Source organism: Enterococcus sp. AZ035, assembly GCF_050548325.1.
Classification (GTDB): Bacteria; Bacillota; Bacilli; order Lactobacillales; family Enterococcaceae; genus Enterococcus; species Enterococcus faecalis.
In genome coordinates, this window is the sequence record NZ_CP172958.1 from 75,673 (window position 1) to 92,654 (window position 16,982).

At 38.0% G+C, this 16,982-nt stretch carries 13 protein-coding genes; 10 read left to right on the top strand and 3 right to left on the bottom strand.

The features are described from left to right. Positions 1 to 8: 8 nt before the first annotated feature. Positions 9 to 662, bottom strand: coding sequence for a Crp/Fnr family transcriptional regulator (locus tag IGL32_RS00315; RefSeq protein WP_002356081.1), 654 nt, complete (start codon positions 660 to 662; stop codon positions 9 to 11). A 272-nt stretch (positions 663 to 934) separates the two neighbouring features. Here IGL32_RS00315 and IGL32_RS00320 point away from each other — a divergent pair, with 272 nt between their 5' ends. From IGL32_RS00320 to IGL32_RS00355, 8 genes are all read left to right on the top strand, one after another. Beyond that, positions 935 to 1,828 (top strand): SDR family oxidoreductase, encoded by an 894-nt coding sequence (locus tag IGL32_RS00320; protein WP_002361496.1) that lies wholly within the window; start codon positions 935 to 937, stop codon positions 1,826 to 1,828. A gap of 12 nt (positions 1,829 to 1,840) precedes the next feature. Further along, the gene (amaP, locus tag IGL32_RS00325; protein ID WP_002381343.1) at positions 1,841 to 2,413 is read left to right on the top strand and encodes an alkaline shock response membrane anchor protein AmaP; all 573 of its coding nucleotides are present in this window, start codon (positions 1,841 to 1,843) and stop codon (positions 2,411 to 2,413) included. A gap of 12 nt (positions 2,414 to 2,425) precedes the next feature. After that, positions 2,426 to 2,617, top strand: a complete 192-nt coding sequence (locus tag IGL32_RS00330; RefSeq protein WP_002356087.1) for a DUF2273 domain-containing protein — start codon at positions 2,426 to 2,428, stop codon at positions 2,615 to 2,617. A gap of 12 nt (positions 2,618 to 2,629) precedes the next feature. Beyond that, positions 2,630 to 3,142 carry an Asp23/Gls24 family envelope stress response protein gene (locus IGL32_RS00335; RefSeq protein WP_002383483.1) on the top strand — a complete coding sequence of 171 codons (513 nt, stop codon included), beginning with the start codon at positions 2,630 to 2,632 and terminating at the stop codon, positions 3,140 to 3,142. Positions 3,143 to 3,200: 58 nt separating this feature from the next. Beyond that, complete coding sequence (locus IGL32_RS00340; RefSeq protein ID WP_002379260.1) at positions 3,201 to 3,761, top strand: Asp23/Gls24 family envelope stress response protein; 561 nt, start codon at positions 3,201 to 3,203, stop codon at positions 3,759 to 3,761. Positions 3,762 to 3,784: 23 nt separating this feature from the next. Continuing rightward, complete coding sequence (locus IGL32_RS00345) at positions 3,785 to 4,027, top strand: GlsB/YeaQ/YmgE family stress response membrane protein (protein ID WP_002356092.1); 243 nt, start codon at positions 3,785 to 3,787, stop codon at positions 4,025 to 4,027. Positions 4,028 to 4,393: 366 nt separating this feature from the next. After that, positions 4,394 to 5,629, top strand: coding sequence for an MFS transporter (locus IGL32_RS00350; RefSeq protein WP_016626249.1), 1,236 nt, complete (start codon positions 4,394 to 4,396; stop codon positions 5,627 to 5,629). Positions 5,630 to 5,649: 20 nt separating this feature from the next. After that, positions 5,650 to 5,829: a hypothetical protein gene (locus tag IGL32_RS00355; protein ID WP_002381345.1), complete on the top strand. Its 180-nt coding sequence runs from the start codon at positions 5,650 to 5,652 to the stop codon at positions 5,827 to 5,829. Between the two features lie 155 nt (positions 5,830 to 5,984). Here the strand turns inward: IGL32_RS00355 and IGL32_RS00360 are convergent, their stop codons facing one another. Further along, positions 5,985 to 7,469 (bottom strand): helix-turn-helix domain-containing protein, encoded by a 1,485-nt coding sequence (locus tag IGL32_RS00360; RefSeq protein WP_156210217.1) that lies wholly within the window; start codon positions 7,467 to 7,469, stop codon positions 5,985 to 5,987. Beyond that, positions 7,463 to 8,950, bottom strand: coding sequence for a helix-turn-helix domain-containing protein (locus IGL32_RS00365; protein ID WP_156210218.1), 1,488 nt, complete (start codon positions 8,948 to 8,950; stop codon positions 7,463 to 7,465). The genes IGL32_RS00360 and IGL32_RS00365 overlap by 7 nt, the downstream gene beginning before the upstream one ends. Before the next feature lie 710 nt (positions 8,951 to 9,660). Between IGL32_RS00365 and fss1 the strand changes: the two genes are divergently transcribed. Both fss1 and IGL32_RS00375 read left to right on the top strand, forming a co-directional pair. Beyond that, positions 9,661 to 15,759, top strand: a complete 6,099-nt coding sequence (gene fss1 / locus IGL32_RS00370; RefSeq protein ID WP_149808661.1) for a fibrinogen-binding MSCRAMM adhesin Fss1 — start codon at positions 9,661 to 9,663, stop codon at positions 15,757 to 15,759. Between the two features lie 273 nt (positions 15,760 to 16,032). After that, positions 16,033 to 16,947, top strand: coding sequence for a diacylglycerol/lipid kinase family protein (locus IGL32_RS00375; RefSeq protein WP_002387466.1), 915 nt, complete (start codon positions 16,033 to 16,035; stop codon positions 16,945 to 16,947). Positions 16,948 to 16,982 lie beyond the last annotated feature (35 nt).

Genomic DNA, 16,982 nt, shown 5'->3' on the forward strand with positions numbered 1-16,982 from the left:
TGCTGATGTTAAACAATAATGTTATCTCTAATCATATCTAAATCTTTAATCAAAATTTTGCGGTTACGTAGTTCAATTGCCCCTAACTCTTTTAGTTGCTGCATCATCCGGTTAACGCTACTAGCAGAAGTTATCCCACAAAAATGCGCAATTTCTTCATTGGTCACCACGAAATCGATTAAAATACCTTCCTCTGTTTCTACGCCAAATGAATCGTACATTTCATAGATTTGTGTACAAACGGCCCCAAATTTGCCATTCATCAACATTTGCTGCATCTTTTTCATGGAATGCATTAAACGGTCCCGATAGTATTCTTTGACATACATTTGCAAGTCTTTACTATTATTGATATCCCGCCAAAATTGAACACGGTCGATTTGGTAAAGTTCTGCTTGTGGAGATTCGATGCGAATATTAAAAGGTGCATCAATAAATTCTGAATATTCATCACGTAGCAATGAAACAATTTCCAAATTGTTGATATAACGTAAATTAAATTCACGACCGTCTTTGGAGATAACGCTAGTTTTGATGATGCCACTTTTTAAAATATAGGCATAACGATCTTGCAGTCCTTCATAAGTTAAATAATTTTTCTTCTTTTTTACAACGACTCGAAAGGAATGTTCATCTAAGTAGTCTTGTAAAACATTTCTCATTGGCGGTAACTCCTCAATTATCTCTAAATATTTTTGTTTTTGCCTGTTGGGCTTCTTTCTTATTTAAGCGAATTGGACATCATATGTCAATAACAAATGTTGATAAAAAAGGTCAATTAAACGCTATTTTGAAAAATAAAATCAGCTTTTAGATAATTTTGCCAAAAATTTCGCTTAATGAGTATTAAAAATATTTTTTTATTTTATGTGCTCAAATATTTTTCAAAAAGAAAAAATTGTATTAAGGTAATAGTAGAAAGGGAGGAGATTTAATGACAGAACCAAACTTAAAAGACCCAAGAAAGTTATTTTATAGTGATGGATTTCCGCAACAAGATCAAGAAACTCCCGCATTACAGGACAAAATGGTCCCTAAACCAGATTGTGGGGAAGACAGCTATGTCGGAAATCACAAATTAGAAAATCGTCGGGTATTAATTACAGGCGGTGATTCTGGGATTGGACGAGCTGCGGCGATTGCTTTTGCTCGTGAAGGCGCAGATATCGCCTTACATTTTTTCCCAGGTGAAGAAAAAGACGCCGAAGAAGTGGCGCACTATATACGAGAAGCTGGCCGAAAAGTCGTTCTTTTGCCAGCAGATTTAAGAGATAAACAGGCACCTGAAGAATTGGTTGCACAAGCTCATGAAGCATTAGGCGGCTTGGATACCCTCGTTTTAAATGCAGCCCAACAAATTTCCTGTGCCGCTATTGAAGAATTACCAATGGAACAAGTGATAGACACTTTCCATGTCAATATTATTGCGATGTTTGGCATTGTCAAAGCAGCAGTGCCTCACTTGCCTGCCGGAAGTAGTATTGTGACAACGACTTCCGTCCAAGCCTTTAATCCCAGTGAGCATTTGTTGGATTATGCAGCAACGAAGGCATCAATTGCCAACTTTACCGTTGGTTTAGCAAAACAACTGGCACCAAAAGGCATTCGGGTAAATGGCGTGGCTCCAGGACCAATCTGGACACCGTTACAGTTAGATCATGGACAACCAATTGAAGAGTTGCCAGAATTTGGGCAACATTCTTTACTGGAACGTGCGGGTCAGCCTGCTGAATTAGCCCCTGTTTATGTTTTCTTGGCGTCCAATGATGCAAGTTATGTTACGGCTCAAGTTTATGGCGTAACTGGTGGAGAAGCAATTAATCTTTAGGAGGGATGTTCCGTGAATAAAGTTGTTAAAATACTTTTGCTTCTAGGTTCACTGATTTTAATGGCATTATTTGGCGCGGTGGCCATCACCACTTGGTCAGCCGATACAGCTTGGCAACCACCAGATAATGTCCAATGGTTCTTGCAAGACAACGAGTACGCACGTCAAGCAATCTTTTGGGTAGCGCTGGTTTTACTAGGAATTATGCTCTTTCTCTTTTTATTCATTCTTTTATTCCCAAGAAGAAAAGGCACGTTTGAATTAAAAGAAGAGCAAGGAAAGTTAGTGTTACACCGTAAAGCCATCGAAGGATTTGTACGCTCTAGCTTGCAAGACAGTGACTTTCTGGAAGCACCAACCATTCGTGTAAAGGCGACAAAACGGCGCATTAAGGTCAATGTTAAAGGCACACTGAAACGAACGGCAGATTTAATTGGGCAAACAGAAGCTTGGTCAAAAACAATGGAAGAACGGCTTGCTCGTTTGGTGGGAACTGGTCACAAGATTACGATTGATGTTCATTTTGAAGATATTCAATCAATGAAACGACCACAACAACAGCAAACACAAGCACGTGTGGAGTAGGAGGGATGTACAATGGTTGAATGGATAAAACAATATGCCGTTCCGTTAATTGGTGGCCTAGTCGGCTTGGTTTTTGCAATCTTGTTTCTGTCAATCGGCTTCTTTAAAACATTGTTAGTGGTACTCCTGACAGGACTAGGTATTTGGCTAGGTTTGTATTTGGAACAGACAGGCATTGTCAAAAATTATTTTCATCATAAATAGGAGGTTTTGGCTATGGAAAATGCAAATGTATCGATTGTTAAAGGTGAGTTGACGTTTGAGGATAAAGTAATCCAAAAAATTATTGGCATTGCTTTGGAAGAAGTCGACGGTTTGTTAACTGTGGACGGTGGTTTTTTCTCGAATTTACGAGATAAAATGATTAACAGTGAAGATGTTACAACAGGCATTCACACCGAGGTCGGCAAAAAACAAGTCGCAGTGGATATGGACATTGTAGCCGAATACGGGAAAGATATCGAGACCATTTATGATCAAATGAAAGAGGTTATTACTCGCGAAGTCCAACAAATGACTCACTTGGAAGTAATCGAAGTCAATGTCAACGTAGTAGATATCAAAACACAAGCAGAGTACCAAGAAGAAAGTGAAACGGTCCAAGATAAACTTGGCAACGCCGCTGAAGCGACAGGTAGTTTTATGTCAAAACAAACCAACAAAGCCAAACATGCGGTAACTAAAGGCAAGACAAAAGTCAAAGAAAACACGGCACCTCGTGTTCAATAATTGGTTATTATTTTATTAAAAATAAAGCAATAATAGAAGAAACTAGGAGGAATGAACCATGAGTAACGAAAAATTCAATAATGTACCAAAACCAGCAGGAAACGGACCACACACACCAGAAGATCATGCAATCAAAGGTGAATTAACATTTGAAGATAAAGTCGTTCAAAAAATTATCGGTTTAGCCTTAGAAAATGTCGATGGTCTATTAACAGTCGATGGCGGCTTTTTCTCAAATATTGCTGAAAAATTAGTAAACACAGATAACGTCACAGCGGGTATTGATACCGAAGTTGGTAAAAAACAAGTCGCTGTTGATATGGATATCGTGGTAGAATACGGCAAAGATATTCAAGACATTTACGAAAAAATGAAAGAATTAATCAGTTGTGAAGTGAAAAAAATGACCCACTTAGATGTGATTGAAGTGAATGTTAACGTAGTTGATATCAAATCAAAAGAAGAATACGAAGAAGATAGCGAAACGGTTCAAGATAAAGTCACAGGCGCTGCCAAAAGTACCGGTGAATTTGCTTCTGAACAAACAGAAAAAGCAAAAAAAGCTGTGAATAAAGGAACAGAACAAGTCAAAGAAAATATGGAACCACGTGTAGAATAAACAGTTAAAGGGAGGAAACAATCATGGGCTTTATTTGGGCATTAATTGTCGGCGGGGTCATTGGGGCAATCGCTGGAGCAATTACTAAAAAAGGATCATCGATGGGCATTATTGCCAATATCATTGCAGGGTTAGTTGGTTCAACAATTGGTCAAGCCATTTTAGGCACATGGGGACCAAGCTTAGCTGGGATGGCTATTGTGCCATCGATTATCGGGGCAGTGATTTTAGTTGCCATCGTTTCATGGATTTTAGGACGAAAATAGAGAAAGTTTAAAAAAATAGGGCATAAGTCGTTTCGGCTTATGTCCTATTTTTCTTTTTCTATGTATGAGGAAGTTTCGTATGAAAAGTAAATTTTGAGCAATTAGCCAAGAGCTTATTTTAATTAAAATCATTAGTCATTTTGGCTTTTCAACAAAAATCAACAACATTTGTTGAAGTTATTTGTAGATAACGTTTATCATTCACAAATTTACATTTTTTTGTAACGGATATCTCGTATAGTAATAACTGCAAATGAATTTCAGAAAATTTTTTGATAAGTCATCAAAGTGAGGGGATAGCGGTCTTTTATTGAAAAATAGCAACACAAAATAAACAGAACAAAAGAGAGAGGAATTCAAAGAATTATGACAGAACAAACACCAACAAAGCTTTTGAATAAAGGCTTTATCAGTATTACAGTGATTAATTTCATTGTCTATCTTGTTTATTATTTATTAATGGTTATTATTGCGGTGATTGCGCAAGATAGCTTACACGCTACTTTAGGTCAAGCAGGTTTGGCCTCAGGAATTTACATCATCGGGACATTGCTTGCACGACTTTTCATGGGGAAACTCCTTGAACTGATTGGGCGCAAACAAGTCTTACGTTATGGGGCTTTGTTTTATCTTTTAACGACTGTTGCGTATATGTATATGCCAAGTATGGGCATTCTTTATCTGGTCCGTTTTTTAAATGGGTTTGGTTACGGAACCGTTTCGACAGCGACCAACGCAATTGTTACCGCCTATATCCCTAAAAACAAAAAAGGGGAAGGGATCAATTATTATGGTTTGAGTACTAGTTTAGCAGCCGGCATTGGGCCATTTATTGGGATGTTATTGTTAAATGTTTCCAACTTCCATGTCATTATTAACTTTTCAATTATTTTAATTTTGTTAACAACCATTGCTTGCTTCATTTTCCCAGTGAAAAATATTGAGTTAACACCTGAACATCGTGAAGCTTTATCTAAATGGAATTTTGATAGTTTTGTTGAAAAGAAAGTTTTATTTATTACATTTATCGCCTTTTTAATGGGTCTTGCTTATTCAAGTGTCTTGTCTTTCTTATCTTCTTATGTCAAAGTAATCGATTTAGTTGACGTCAGCACTTTCTTCTTTATCGTCTATGCAGTCGTGATTACCTTAACACGTCCATCGACAGGTCGGATTTTCGATGTCAAAGGTGAACGCTACGTCATGTATCCGAGCTACATTTTCTTAACACTAGGCTTATTCTTATTAAGTATGACTACGTCTGGTTGGATGTTATTAATTTCAGGTGGGTTAATTGGCTTAGGTTATGGTACTTTTATGTCAAATGGCCAAGCGGTTTGTCTTCAAGAAAGCCCAAGTCCTCACCGTATCGGGATTGCTTTATCGACTTATTTCATCGGTTTAGACCTTGGATTAGGGGTTGGTCCGTACGTTTTAGGTGAATTACGTAACTTTATGTCATTCCAACAAATGTACTTCTTAGCAGGCTGTATCCCAATCGTTTGTACTATTTTATATATGGTCTTCCACAAAGCTAAAAATGATGCCAAAGATTTGTCTCTTGAAACGATTGAAGAGATTGAACACGGCTCAGAACTATAAATGGACAAGGAGTGATTTCAATGCCTAACGATGAACGGATTTTAAACGTTTTACAACAAACACTAACGGAAATTCAACGCATGAACACGCGTTTAGCTAAAATTGAAACAGAGTTAGCCGATGTCGATCAACATCACGCGACTTTGGATCATTACTTGCAAGAGCTAGAATTGGTGACAGAAAATAACAACGTCATGTAAAGTGAGTAGTTAGTAAATGAATGTTCTACGTTTCGGTATCACTAGAGTGGAACATTGAAAATTTTCGTAAAAAACGCCAAAAGGTAGCAGTTTTTCTGCTGCCTTTTGGCATTTTTTGTAATTTTTATCACTTAAAATGTTTCACGTGAAAACTTTTAAAAGTGGCGTGGACTTTGTTTGGTGACAATTTGTGTATTTAAATTTTCTAAGTTTTGCGCTAGTTCACCAATGCTAGCAGAAAAATCAACATAATAAGTGGGAACCGTTGATTTGACACTAACTTCTGAAAAGATATCTGTAATAATTACATCGAAAGGCTTTTCTGGTGAAGCGACAAAAATTAATTTTTTATCCACGGCTTTACTTAGCTTTTCATAAAGGGTATCTAAAATTAAATTACTTTGATTGGTCCTTACTAAGACACGAATCGGTGGTAAAGATTTCGTTTTCAGTGTACAAAAAAGAATAAACAAGCAGTCAACTAACAATTTTTCATTGCCAATCAATGTCGGAAGCATTTCAATTGTAAGGCGCTTCATATCTTTGTAGAGACTTGGATTTTTTTGAAGTGCTTCTTTTAAAAAGCTTTCTTGCACAAATGGATTGGCAATCGTGACAAAGGTCTTAAAAAAGACACTTAAATTTTGGATAGAAGTATATAGATAAAGATACTCGTGAAATGTCAATTTAATTTGATAAAAAGACGTTAGTTGATAAATGATCTCTTTAATGGGTGAGCCTAATAGCTGGACCATATGCATCCGTGCTGCAGGAATTTCCAAGACATCTTGTGTGGCGTAGCTGACACTAATCGTCAATAAGAAAAAGGCAAAAAGGCCTTCTTTTTGTATAAATTTTGTTGGAACTTGGTGTAAGGCTTCTTCTTTAAAAAACAATTCAAATTCACTCAGATTAACAAAGGGATTAACAATCGCTTCTTCCTCCACGAAAGTTTCTTTGATAAAAAAGCCCTCTTTCCAACGCGCTAAAATCACAGCAGAAAAAATTAAGTCTTTTGTAAAATCTTGTGTTGTATTGAAAGAAACAGAGTGTTTTAAACGTCGAAAGAGACTATGGACTTCTTTTTTAGTAATCGTGTGCAACGGCCAATCCCCTTCAGAGTAATTGTTCCAAAAAAGCATCATAAAGAAAATCCGGATATCTTTTTCTTTGCCCACCAACACATTGGTACGTTTTAAATTGATTTCAATCTGATATTTTTGGAGCCATTGGTTTAATTGTCCAATTTTTCGCGTAAAGGTTGATGAAGAAATTTCTAGGACTTTTTCAAAATGTTTGCTATCAATTGCATTATGGTTAAAGGCATAGGTCAGTACTTGATACGCGAAACTTTTTTTGACAAAGTAGGGCATCAAAAACGACAGTTGGAAATAGGGTGCAAACCAAAATGTGATTTCTTTGGCGTTTGCTGATAAAGAAAATAAGTTCTCCCAGCCGTTTTTTTCAATTTCTGTTTGGAGCAAAGCCACGGATTGTAGAATGGTATTTTGTTGCATTTTTAATTGAGTCGCTAAAGTAGAAATCGCCAATGTTTGTTCTTCTGCTTCACGACGTTCGAGTAACTCTTCTAAAAGAGCAAAACTTTTACGATAAGGTACATCAAGTAACCCTGTTAACATCCGATTCCCTCCAAACTGTTTTCCCCACGCAATTTGGCAAAATAAATTTTGCGAACTACTTGTTTTAGGTTATAGTATTCGTCTAAATAAGGAACGGGATGCCAATAAAAAGTTTTACTGGCGTGAAAAAGCGGATTATTTTTGTCAGTAATGACTAAGTCAGGCACTTCTTGAATATGATTAACAAATTTCAAAGGAACATCGCAATAATTATTGATTTCCTTCGCTAACCAATTTTCTTGTATCTGATTAATAGATGAATGAAGTAAAATTTTAACAGGAATTTGTTTATTTAATAAAACACTCCGAATAATTAAAAAAATGGTTTCTTTAAATAACGCATCTAGTGGATGTTGTTTGTCAAAAGGCAAACGCTTTAAGAAATAGTTGGTTGTTCGTGAAACATTTGGGTATTGTTTTTCATACAGAGAGACATTAGCAACCTCATAGCTCAATTCCTCTTCCACAGGGAAATGAATCAGTCGTTCACTGGCATTGGATAAATTAACCAACAAAAAGACCACTTCTATTGCGCTTAAATCCAACTGTAATTGCGTACATTTTTCAAAAATCCAAGTAGCGTGTGGACTGTTATCCATTCCCATGATCGCTAAGTTGGCAAAGTTGATGGTTTCCATTTGGACCAGAGAGTACATCGTTAATGTGCTGAAGAAATCATAATAAAAATGAATCTCAGCTTGCCAAGTGTCAGGCTCTTTTTGTTCATCAATAAAACAATCATTCACTAATAGTTGGAATTCTGAATAAGGAAAGGCCAAATTAATAGCAGCAACTTCTGGATAATTGGTGATTGTAAAACCGGATTGATAACGGAGTAAACCTATGGACATAATTAATTTTAATTTGCGTAAATCGGTATATGTAAAGTAAGGATAACGGTTTTTGATGATTTCAATAAAATTCTGCAATTGCGCTTGATTGGTTTTAGATAAAAAAGGAACGAGAGAAGTTCCTGAAATGAAAAATAAGGAGTAAAAGAAACTACGAAAATCTTTCTCTTTGCCACAAATTTTTTCGCGCCTTTTTAAATTTAAATAACAATTAAATCTAGCTAAATAATTGTTTAAACGGTCACTGACTTGTTTAAAGATAGAAAAGTTAATGAAATGTTCTTCACAAAAATCTTTGGCTGAAGTGTAGCGTTTTAAAAGTAAATCCAGGGCTAACATATAGGTTAGTGACCCGCGGACAACAGCTTCTTTCATTAACTCAATCGGGATATTTTCATCGGCGACTAATTCTATGGACTGTTGATTATTAATGATGCGAATATGTACATTTTCATGTGTATTGACTCGAGAAATTAACAAAGTTAATTGATTCAATAAATTGTTGATATTGTAATGGGAAAATTCATATTTTCGTCGGAGTACTTGCATGGGGACTTTTTCTTTACTGTCATACAAGTATTCAATTAGGGAAAGTAACTGAATTTCCTGTTTGGTTAATAAGTTATGCATAATAACCACCTTTCTAATTGGTTATGATTGTTTGATTTTTCAGATAATACAGATAGGGCATTCTTTTTTAAATGACATTTGACAATTGCCAGTGAAAGAACTAGTCGTTCTTATGCTACTGTATCTATTCTTAAAAATCAAGAAGAACTGAATGTGTCAAATGGAAGAAAACATGGACAAAAAATGATAGAGCAAAAAATTATTAAGAAAAACAACCAGTTTATATAAAACATTTAAATAACAAAAATGATAATGTGAGTCTGTTGATTTTTTAGCTTAAATAGCTCATACAAATAGGCTTTTTTGTCTGGTTAGTTCTTATGAAAAAAATTTAAAAAAACGGTATAGTGGAAGGAGGAATAGTAAAAATAAGAAAGGATAAGGGCGTGTTTTCATAAAGATGAAAAGGGTTTCTGGGATTTCATCAACTTTTTCTATTTGGAGGAGAAGTTGTTGATAATTTTCGATGAAAAATCCCGTTATACTCTTCTTATTCTTATAGAAGAGTCTATAGGAAAAAGCAGAAAATGAATCCGCATTCGAAGTAAGAGTGCGTTTTGAGGAGATAAAAAGAAAAGGTGTGTTGGCTGTCTGTTTTAGCAAGGAAGAAAGACAACAGAAGAGCACTCACTTATTTGGTTTAAAATAAAAAATTGGTACGAAGTGAACGTTCTCTTCTATGTGTCGTTAGTAGAGGAAGGATGAAAGAAATGAGAAAGAATGGTCCAATGGTAAACCGTTGGCTCTACGGGTTGATGTGTTTGTTACTTGTTCTAAATTATGGCACACCACTCATGGCTTTGGCGGAAGATGTTAACAGCGATGGCCAGTTAACGTTAGGAGAAGTGAAGCAAACCAGCCAACAAGAAATGACCTTAGCGCTTCAAGGAAAAGCACAACCAGTAACACAAGAGGTTGTAGTGCATTATAGTGCCAATGTGTCAATCAAAGCTGCACATTGGGCAGCGCCCAATAATACGCGCAAGATTCAAGTGGATGACCAGAAGAAACAGATTCAAATTGAATTGAATCAGCAAGCGTTAGCAGATACGTTAGTCTTAATGTTGAACCCAACAACTACAGAAGACGTGACGTTTTATTATGGACAACAACAACGAGCGTTGACGTTAAATACTGGTACTGATCCGACAGAATCAACGGCAATCACGAGTTCGCCAGCCGCATCAGCGAATGAAGGTTCAACAGAAGAAGCATCTACAAACTCCTCTGTTTCTCGTTCGTCCGAAGAAACTGTCGCCAGCACGACAAAAGCGATAGAAAGTAAAACAACCGAGTCTACGACTGTCAAACCGCGCGTAGCAGGACCAACAGATATCAGTGACTATTTTACAGGTGATGAAACAACGATTATCGATAATTTTGAAGATCCGATTTATTTAAATCCTGATGGCACACCAGCAACACCGCCGTATAAAGAAGATGTGACCATTCATTGGAACTTTAACTGGTCGATTCCAGAAGATGTGCGAGAACAAATGAAAGCAGGCGATTACTTCGAGTTTCAATTACCTGGCAATTTGAAACCTAATAAACCAGGTTCAGGTGATTTAGTTGATGCAGAAGGCAATGTCTATGGAACCTACACAATTAGTGAAGATGGTACGGTTCGTTTTACCTTTAATGAGCGAATCACGTCTGAAAGTGACATTCACGGGGACTTTTCTTTAGATACTCATTTGAATGATTCAGATGGGCGGGGCCCAGGAGATTGGGTGATTGATATTCCTACACAAGAAGATTTGCCGCCTGTAGTGATTCCAATTGTCCCAGATACCGAACAACAAATTGATAAACAAGGCCATTTTGATCGAACGCCCAATCCTAGTGCGATTACTTGGACGGTAGATATCAATCAAGCGATGAAAGATCAAACAAATCCAACTGTGACGGAAACATGGCCAACAGGGAATACCTTTAAGTCAGTGAAAGTCTATGAGTTAGTGATGAATCTTGATGGAACAATTAAAGAAGTGGGTCGCGAACTTAGTCCAGATGAATATACCGTTGATAAAAATGGTAATGTGACGATTAAAGGTGACACCAACAAAGCGTATCGTCTTGTGTATCAAACGACGATTGATGAGGCGGTTATTCCAGATGGCGGCGGCGATGTGCCTTTTAAAAATCACGCGACGTTAACAAGTGATAATAATCCAAATGGGTTAGATGCTGAAGCAACTGTTACCGCCACATATGGCAAAATATTAGACAAGCGCAATATAGATTACGACGAAGCCAATCAAGAATTCACTTGGGAAATTAACTACAACTATGGTGAACAAACCATTCCAAAAGACCAAGCAGTCATTACAGACACAATGGGCGATAATTTAACGTTTGAACCAGATTCTTTACATTTATATTCAGTGACATTTGATGACAAAGGAAATGAAGTCGTTGGAGCAGAACTTGTGGAAGGAAAAGATTACAAAGTGGTAATCAACGGAGACGGTTCCTTTGCAATTGACTTTTTACATGATGTGAATGGTGCAGTCAAGATTGATTATAAAACCAAAGTTGATGGAATTGTCGAAGGCGATGTTGCCGTGAATAATCGTGTGGATGTTGGCACTGGTCAGCATTCAGAAGGTGATGGCACAGCCAGTCAACAAAATATTATTAAAAACACTGGTGCAGTGGATTATCAAAATTCAACGATTGGTTGGACGTTAGCTGTGAATCAAAATAATTATTTGATGGAAAATGCCGTGATTACGGATACGTACGAACCAGTTCCTGGCTTAACTATGGTACCCAATTCGTTGGTTGTTAAAGATACAACCACTGGTGCTCAGTTGACGTTAGGCAAGGATTTCATGGTAGAAATAACTCGTAATGCAGAAGGTGAAACAGGCTTTAAGTTAAGTTTCATGGGGGCGTATGCCAAAACAAGTGATGCCTTTTACGTAACCTATAATACCTTTTTCGATGTTACCGAGTTAGATGCTAACAATCCTGCATTGGACCATTACCGAAATACCGCTGCCATTGATTGGATGGATGAAGCAGGAAACAATCATCACTCAGAGGATAATAAACCGTTTAAACCTTTACCTGCTTTTGATTTAAATGCGCAAAAAAGCGGTGTTTACAATGCCGTCACCAAAGAAATCACTTGGACGATTGCGGTTAATTTAAGTAATAATCGTTTAGTCGACGCCTTTTTGACGGATCCAATTTTAGCCAATCAAACCTATTTGGCTGGGAGCTTGAAAGTCTATGAAGGCAATACAAAACCAGATGGTTCGGTTGAAAAAGTGAAACCAACGCAACCGTTGACGGATATCACAATGGAAGAACCAAGCGAGAAAAACCAAAATACTTGGCGTGTTGATTTTCCTAATGATAGTCGTACGTATGTGATTGAATTTAAGACGTCTGTTGATGAAAAAGTTATCGAAGGTTCGGCTAGCTATGACAATACCGCATCTTATACAAACCAAGGTTCTTCACGTGATGTGACAGGAAAAGTTTCTATTCAACATGGTGGCGAATCAGTGAAAAAAGGTGGCGAATACCACAAAGATGATCCAGATCATGTGTACTGGCATGTAATGATCAATGGCGCCCAATCGGTTTTAGACGATGTGGTTATTACTGATACACCCTCACCAAACCAAGTATTAGATCCCAAGTCATTGGTGATTTACGGTACCAACGTAACAGAAGACGGAACTATTACCCCAGATAAATCTGTTATTTTAGAAGAAGGAAAAGATTACACATTGGAAGTTACCACCGATAATGAAACAGGACAACAAAAAATTGTCGTTAAAATGGCCCATATTGAAGCACCTTATTATATGGAATATCGTAGTTTAGTGACTTCTTCAGCGGCGGGGAGTACAGACACGGTATCCAACCAAGTGTCAATTACTGGAAATGGTTCAGAAGTCGTTCATGGGGATGACAATGGCGATGTGGTCGTTGACATTGATCACAGTGGCGGGCATGCCACAGGGACTAAAGGCAAAATTCAGCTGAAGAAAACAGCCATGGATGGGACGACTATTTTAGCAGGCGCCCATTTCCAAATTTGGGACCAAGCCAAAACACAAGTCCTACGTGAAGGTACAGTAGATGCCACCGGGGTTATCACATTTGGTGGGTTGCCACAAGGGCAATACATTTTGGTGGAGACGAAAGCACCAGAAGGCTATACAGTTTCGGACGAATTAGCTAAAGGCCGAGTCATTACTATTGATGAAGAAACTTCAGCCGAAGGAGCACAACCAACCATTATTAAAAACGATGTCAATAAAGTAATTTTAGAAAAAACAGATGAGAAGGGCAAAAAGTTAGTCAATGCACGCTTTAAATTAGAGCATGCCGTAACCACGCCGTTTACTCATTGGGAAGAAGTTCCCCTTGCGCCGGATCGAACCAACGCAAATGGCCAGTTAGAGGTGGATAGTTTAAAACCAGGGCTTTATCAGTTCACAGAAATCGAAGCACCGACAGGCTATCTTTTAGACACGACACCCAAACGATTCATTGTGACACAAAACACGAGCGGACAAATTCGTGATGTTCATGTTAAAATGCTTAATTACCAAGGTTCTGCTGAACTAATTAAAAAAGATCAAGCAGGTAATCCATTAGCAGGTGCTGAATTTTCGGTCCTTAATGCCACAGGACAAGTGGTTCGAGAACACTTAGTTTCGGATGCAGACGGAAAAGTCACAGTAACGGATTTAGCCCCAGGCAAATATCAATTTGTGGAAACCAAAGCGCCAGCAGGGTACCTTTTAAACACTGAACCAAGTACTTTCACGATTGCAGCAAGCGATCGGGGCAAACCAGCAACAGTTATAGCAACGGCTAACTTTGTTAACTATCAAGGCGCAGCTAAATTAATCAAAAAAGATGTGAATGGACACTTATTAAGTGGTGCGACATTTAAAGTGCTTGATGCGAAGGGACAAACGATTCAAACAGGCTTGACGACAAATAATCAAGGGGAAATTGTTGCAGAGCACTTAGCCCCAGGAAAATATCGCTTTGTAGAAACCAAAGCGCCAACAGGCTATTTATTAAATACCACGCCAGTCCCATTTGAAATTGCTGAGAAAAATGCTGGTAAACCAGCGGTCGTTGTTGCTAGTGACAACTTTGTGAATTACAAAGGGGCTTTCCAAATCGTGAAAACGAATAGCGCAGACCAACCATTAGCAGGTGCTGTTTTTGAACTATATGATCACAATAAACAATCATTAGGGATTACAGCAACGAGTGGCAAAGATGGCAAAATTATCTTTAGAGACTTGGCGCCAGGTACCTATTATTACAAAGAAATCAAAGCACCAAAATTACCAGATGGCGCAGATTATATTATTTATCCTGAATTAGTAAAAGTAGAAATTCGTGGTGATTTCAAAGGCGATCCGGAGATCTTCCAATTAGGGGCCTTCGCCAATTTCAAAGGACGCGCCGTCTTTAAGAAAATTGATGCCAATGCGAACCCACTTCCAGGAACGATTTTTAAATTGTATCGAATCGAAAACGGGGAAAAAATCTTTGAAAGAGAAGTAACTGCTGAAAAAGATGGTTCATTGGCTATGGAGGATTTAGGCGCTGGTAGTTATGAATTAGATGAAATGGATGCAACGGATGGCTATATCGTCAATAAACAACCCATTTATTTTGTAGTGAAGAAGAATTCAAATGATAAACAACCACTAGATGAGTTAGAGTTTGTAAATTATCAAGCAGAAGTAATGGGACGTAAAGTCAACGAGCAAGGTCAAACCTTAGCGGGTGCAGTTTTTGCAATTTACAATGCCGATGAGCAGAATCAGCCCCAAGGTTCACCAATAACATTCTTGAATCGTGCAGGAGAGAAAGTTTCTGAAATAACAACGGACAAGACTGGCAAAATTTACGCTAAAGGGCTGAATGAAGGGCATTACGTTTTAGTGGAAACGAAAGCACCAACAGGCTATCTGTTAGACACAACGCCACATCCATTTGATGTAACCGCCCAATTAGGAAAAGAGCAGCCAATTGCTTTAGGCGATCTTATCAATTATCAAGGAACTGCTCAATTAACCAAAGAAAACGAAACAGGTGAAGCATTGGCAGGTGCGGTGTTTAAGGTCATTGATGAAACAGGGCAAACCGTAGCTGGACAAACCAATCTGATGTCTGACAAGCAAGGCAAAGTCATTGCGAAAAACTTAGCACCGGGAACGTATCGTTTTGTGGAGACACAAGCGCCAACTGGCTATCTTCTTAATGAAACGCCAAGCGCAAGCTTTACGATTGCCAAAGACAACCAAGGCAAACCAGCCACTGTGGTACTTAAAGCACCTTTTATTAATTACCAAGGTGCTGCCAAGCTGGTGAAAATTGATCAGCAAAAGAATGCCTTAGCAGGTGCTGAATTTAAAGTGACAGATGCAGAGACAGGGCAAACTGTCGCTCGTTCATTACGTTCTGACAACCAAGGGTTAGTTCAAGTGAACCACTTACAACCAGGAAAATATACCTTTGTGGAAACAAAAGCACCGGATGGTTACCAACTGTCTAAGCAAGCTGTCGCATTCACTATTGCGGCAACAGCGAAAGACAAACCTGAACTCGTGGATGCGGGCACGTTTGTTAACGAGAAACAACCTGTATCCAAAAAAACAAAACCAAATCAGCCAACAACGAAACAAGTAGCTAGAGAGACAGGTTGGCTTGGTTTACCGAAAACCAACACACAAGTCAATTACTTCTTTGTCTTTATCGGCCTCCTGTTGGTCGGTTTGGCAAGTTGGCTCTTCTATAAAAAGAGCAAGAAATAAGCAAAAACTATAAAAAAACAGGCCATCCGTCCTTTCGACGGATGGCCTGTTTTTTCATCTTAAGCTAATCAACTGAACAAAAGTAGCTCCTTCTTATTGACATTCTCAGGTAAGCCTTCATCTCAGTTTACCCTTTGAACAGAACTTACTGGGTTCTTGGAGATAACCGCTTTTGCCTCAGCCTTTGTTTTTCGATGCTATCTTTAGGTATTTTGGCTAAAATATTGTACACTTTACATGTGCAAGAAATTTAGTTAGAGATATGAGGATAGAATGATGAAAAAGATGATGGTTTTATACAACGAAACTTCAGGAAGTAGTGAAAGTAAAGAGATTGCAGAACGCTTTAAAAAAGCTGCAGAAGCGAGAGGGGAAGCGGTTATTTTGCAACCTTCCAATCCAGACATTGATCCTGAAGAAATGCGGAAAAATGCCAAAGAAAATCAAGTGGGTGTCTTGGTCGTCATTGGTGGTGACGGGACCATTCATCATGCCGTTCAAAATTTTAAAGACACCATTCGTGACTATCAAATAGGGATTATTCCAGGTGGAACAGTCAATAATTTTGCACGTGTGTTAAGTATTCCTTTGAAAGAAGAAGACGCCTTTGAGACCATTTTGGCAGGACAGACCACACCAGTTGACTTTGGGATGGTAAATCAAGATGTGATGATTTCGACCTTAACGATTGGACTATTAGCAGATACAGCAGCAAATGTGACCCAACAGGAGAAACAAAAATATGGTCCTTTAGCCTTTACAAAGCAATTTTTCCGCTTATTAATGAAAAAGAAAAAATACAAACTAAAAATTGATGGCGATGAAAGACGTTGGCATGGCAAAGCCCAATTATTAACGATGACCATGACGAATTCTGCTGGTGGCTTTACCAATTTCGATGCCAATGCTACGCCAGATGACGGCGAAGTCCACATTATCATTTTACCTAAGTTAGTTTTTTACAAGTTTGTCTATTATTTACCTAAAATTATCAGAGGACAATTAAATGAAATTCCTGGTGTCGTGTATTTCTCTGGGAGTCAATTTAAAATTAGTGGCGAAAAAGACAAGAAAGTCCAAACACGAACAGATGGCGACCCTACTGATGATTTACCGATTAAAGTAACGGTGGAAGCTGGGGGACTCAACGTGTTTGTTCCTGAAACGTCCACATCTACGAAAGAATAAAAGAAACAACTGTTATTTTTTCGTGGAATAGATTT

Coding starts and splice junctions, on each gene's coding strand:
- IGL32_RS00315 (WP_002356081.1), bottom strand. CDS start 662: ATGAGAAATGTTTTACAAGACTACTTAGATGAACATTCCTTTCGAGTC.
- IGL32_RS00320 (WP_002361496.1), top strand. CDS start 935: ATGACAGAACCAAACTTAAAAGACCCAAGAAAGTTATTTTATAGTGAT.
- IGL32_RS00330 (WP_002356087.1), top strand. CDS start 2,426: ATGGTTGAATGGATAAAACAATATGCCGTTCCGTTAATTGGTGGCCTA.
- IGL32_RS00335 (WP_002383483.1), top strand. CDS start 2,630: ATGGAAAATGCAAATGTATCGATTGTTAAAGGTGAGTTGACGTTTGAG.
- IGL32_RS00340 (WP_002379260.1), top strand. CDS start 3,201: ATGAGTAACGAAAAATTCAATAATGTACCAAAACCAGCAGGAAACGGA.
- IGL32_RS00345 (WP_002356092.1), top strand. CDS start 3,785: ATGGGCTTTATTTGGGCATTAATTGTCGGCGGGGTCATTGGGGCAATC.
- IGL32_RS00350 (WP_016626249.1), top strand. CDS start 4,394: ATGACAGAACAAACACCAACAAAGCTTTTGAATAAAGGCTTTATCAGT.
- IGL32_RS00355 (WP_002381345.1), top strand. CDS start 5,650: ATGCCTAACGATGAACGGATTTTAAACGTTTTACAACAAACACTAACG.
- IGL32_RS00360 (WP_156210217.1), bottom strand. CDS start 7,469: ATGTTAACAGGGTTACTTGATGTACCTTATCGTAAAAGTTTTGCTCTT.
- IGL32_RS00365 (WP_156210218.1), bottom strand. CDS start 8,950: ATGCATAACTTATTAACCAAACAGGAAATTCAGTTACTTTCCCTAATT.
- fss1 (WP_149808661.1), top strand. CDS start 9,661: ATGAGAAAGAATGGTCCAATGGTAAACCGTTGGCTCTACGGGTTGATG.
- IGL32_RS00375 (WP_002387466.1), top strand. CDS start 16,033: ATGATGAAAAAGATGATGGTTTTATACAACGAAACTTCAGGAAGTAGT.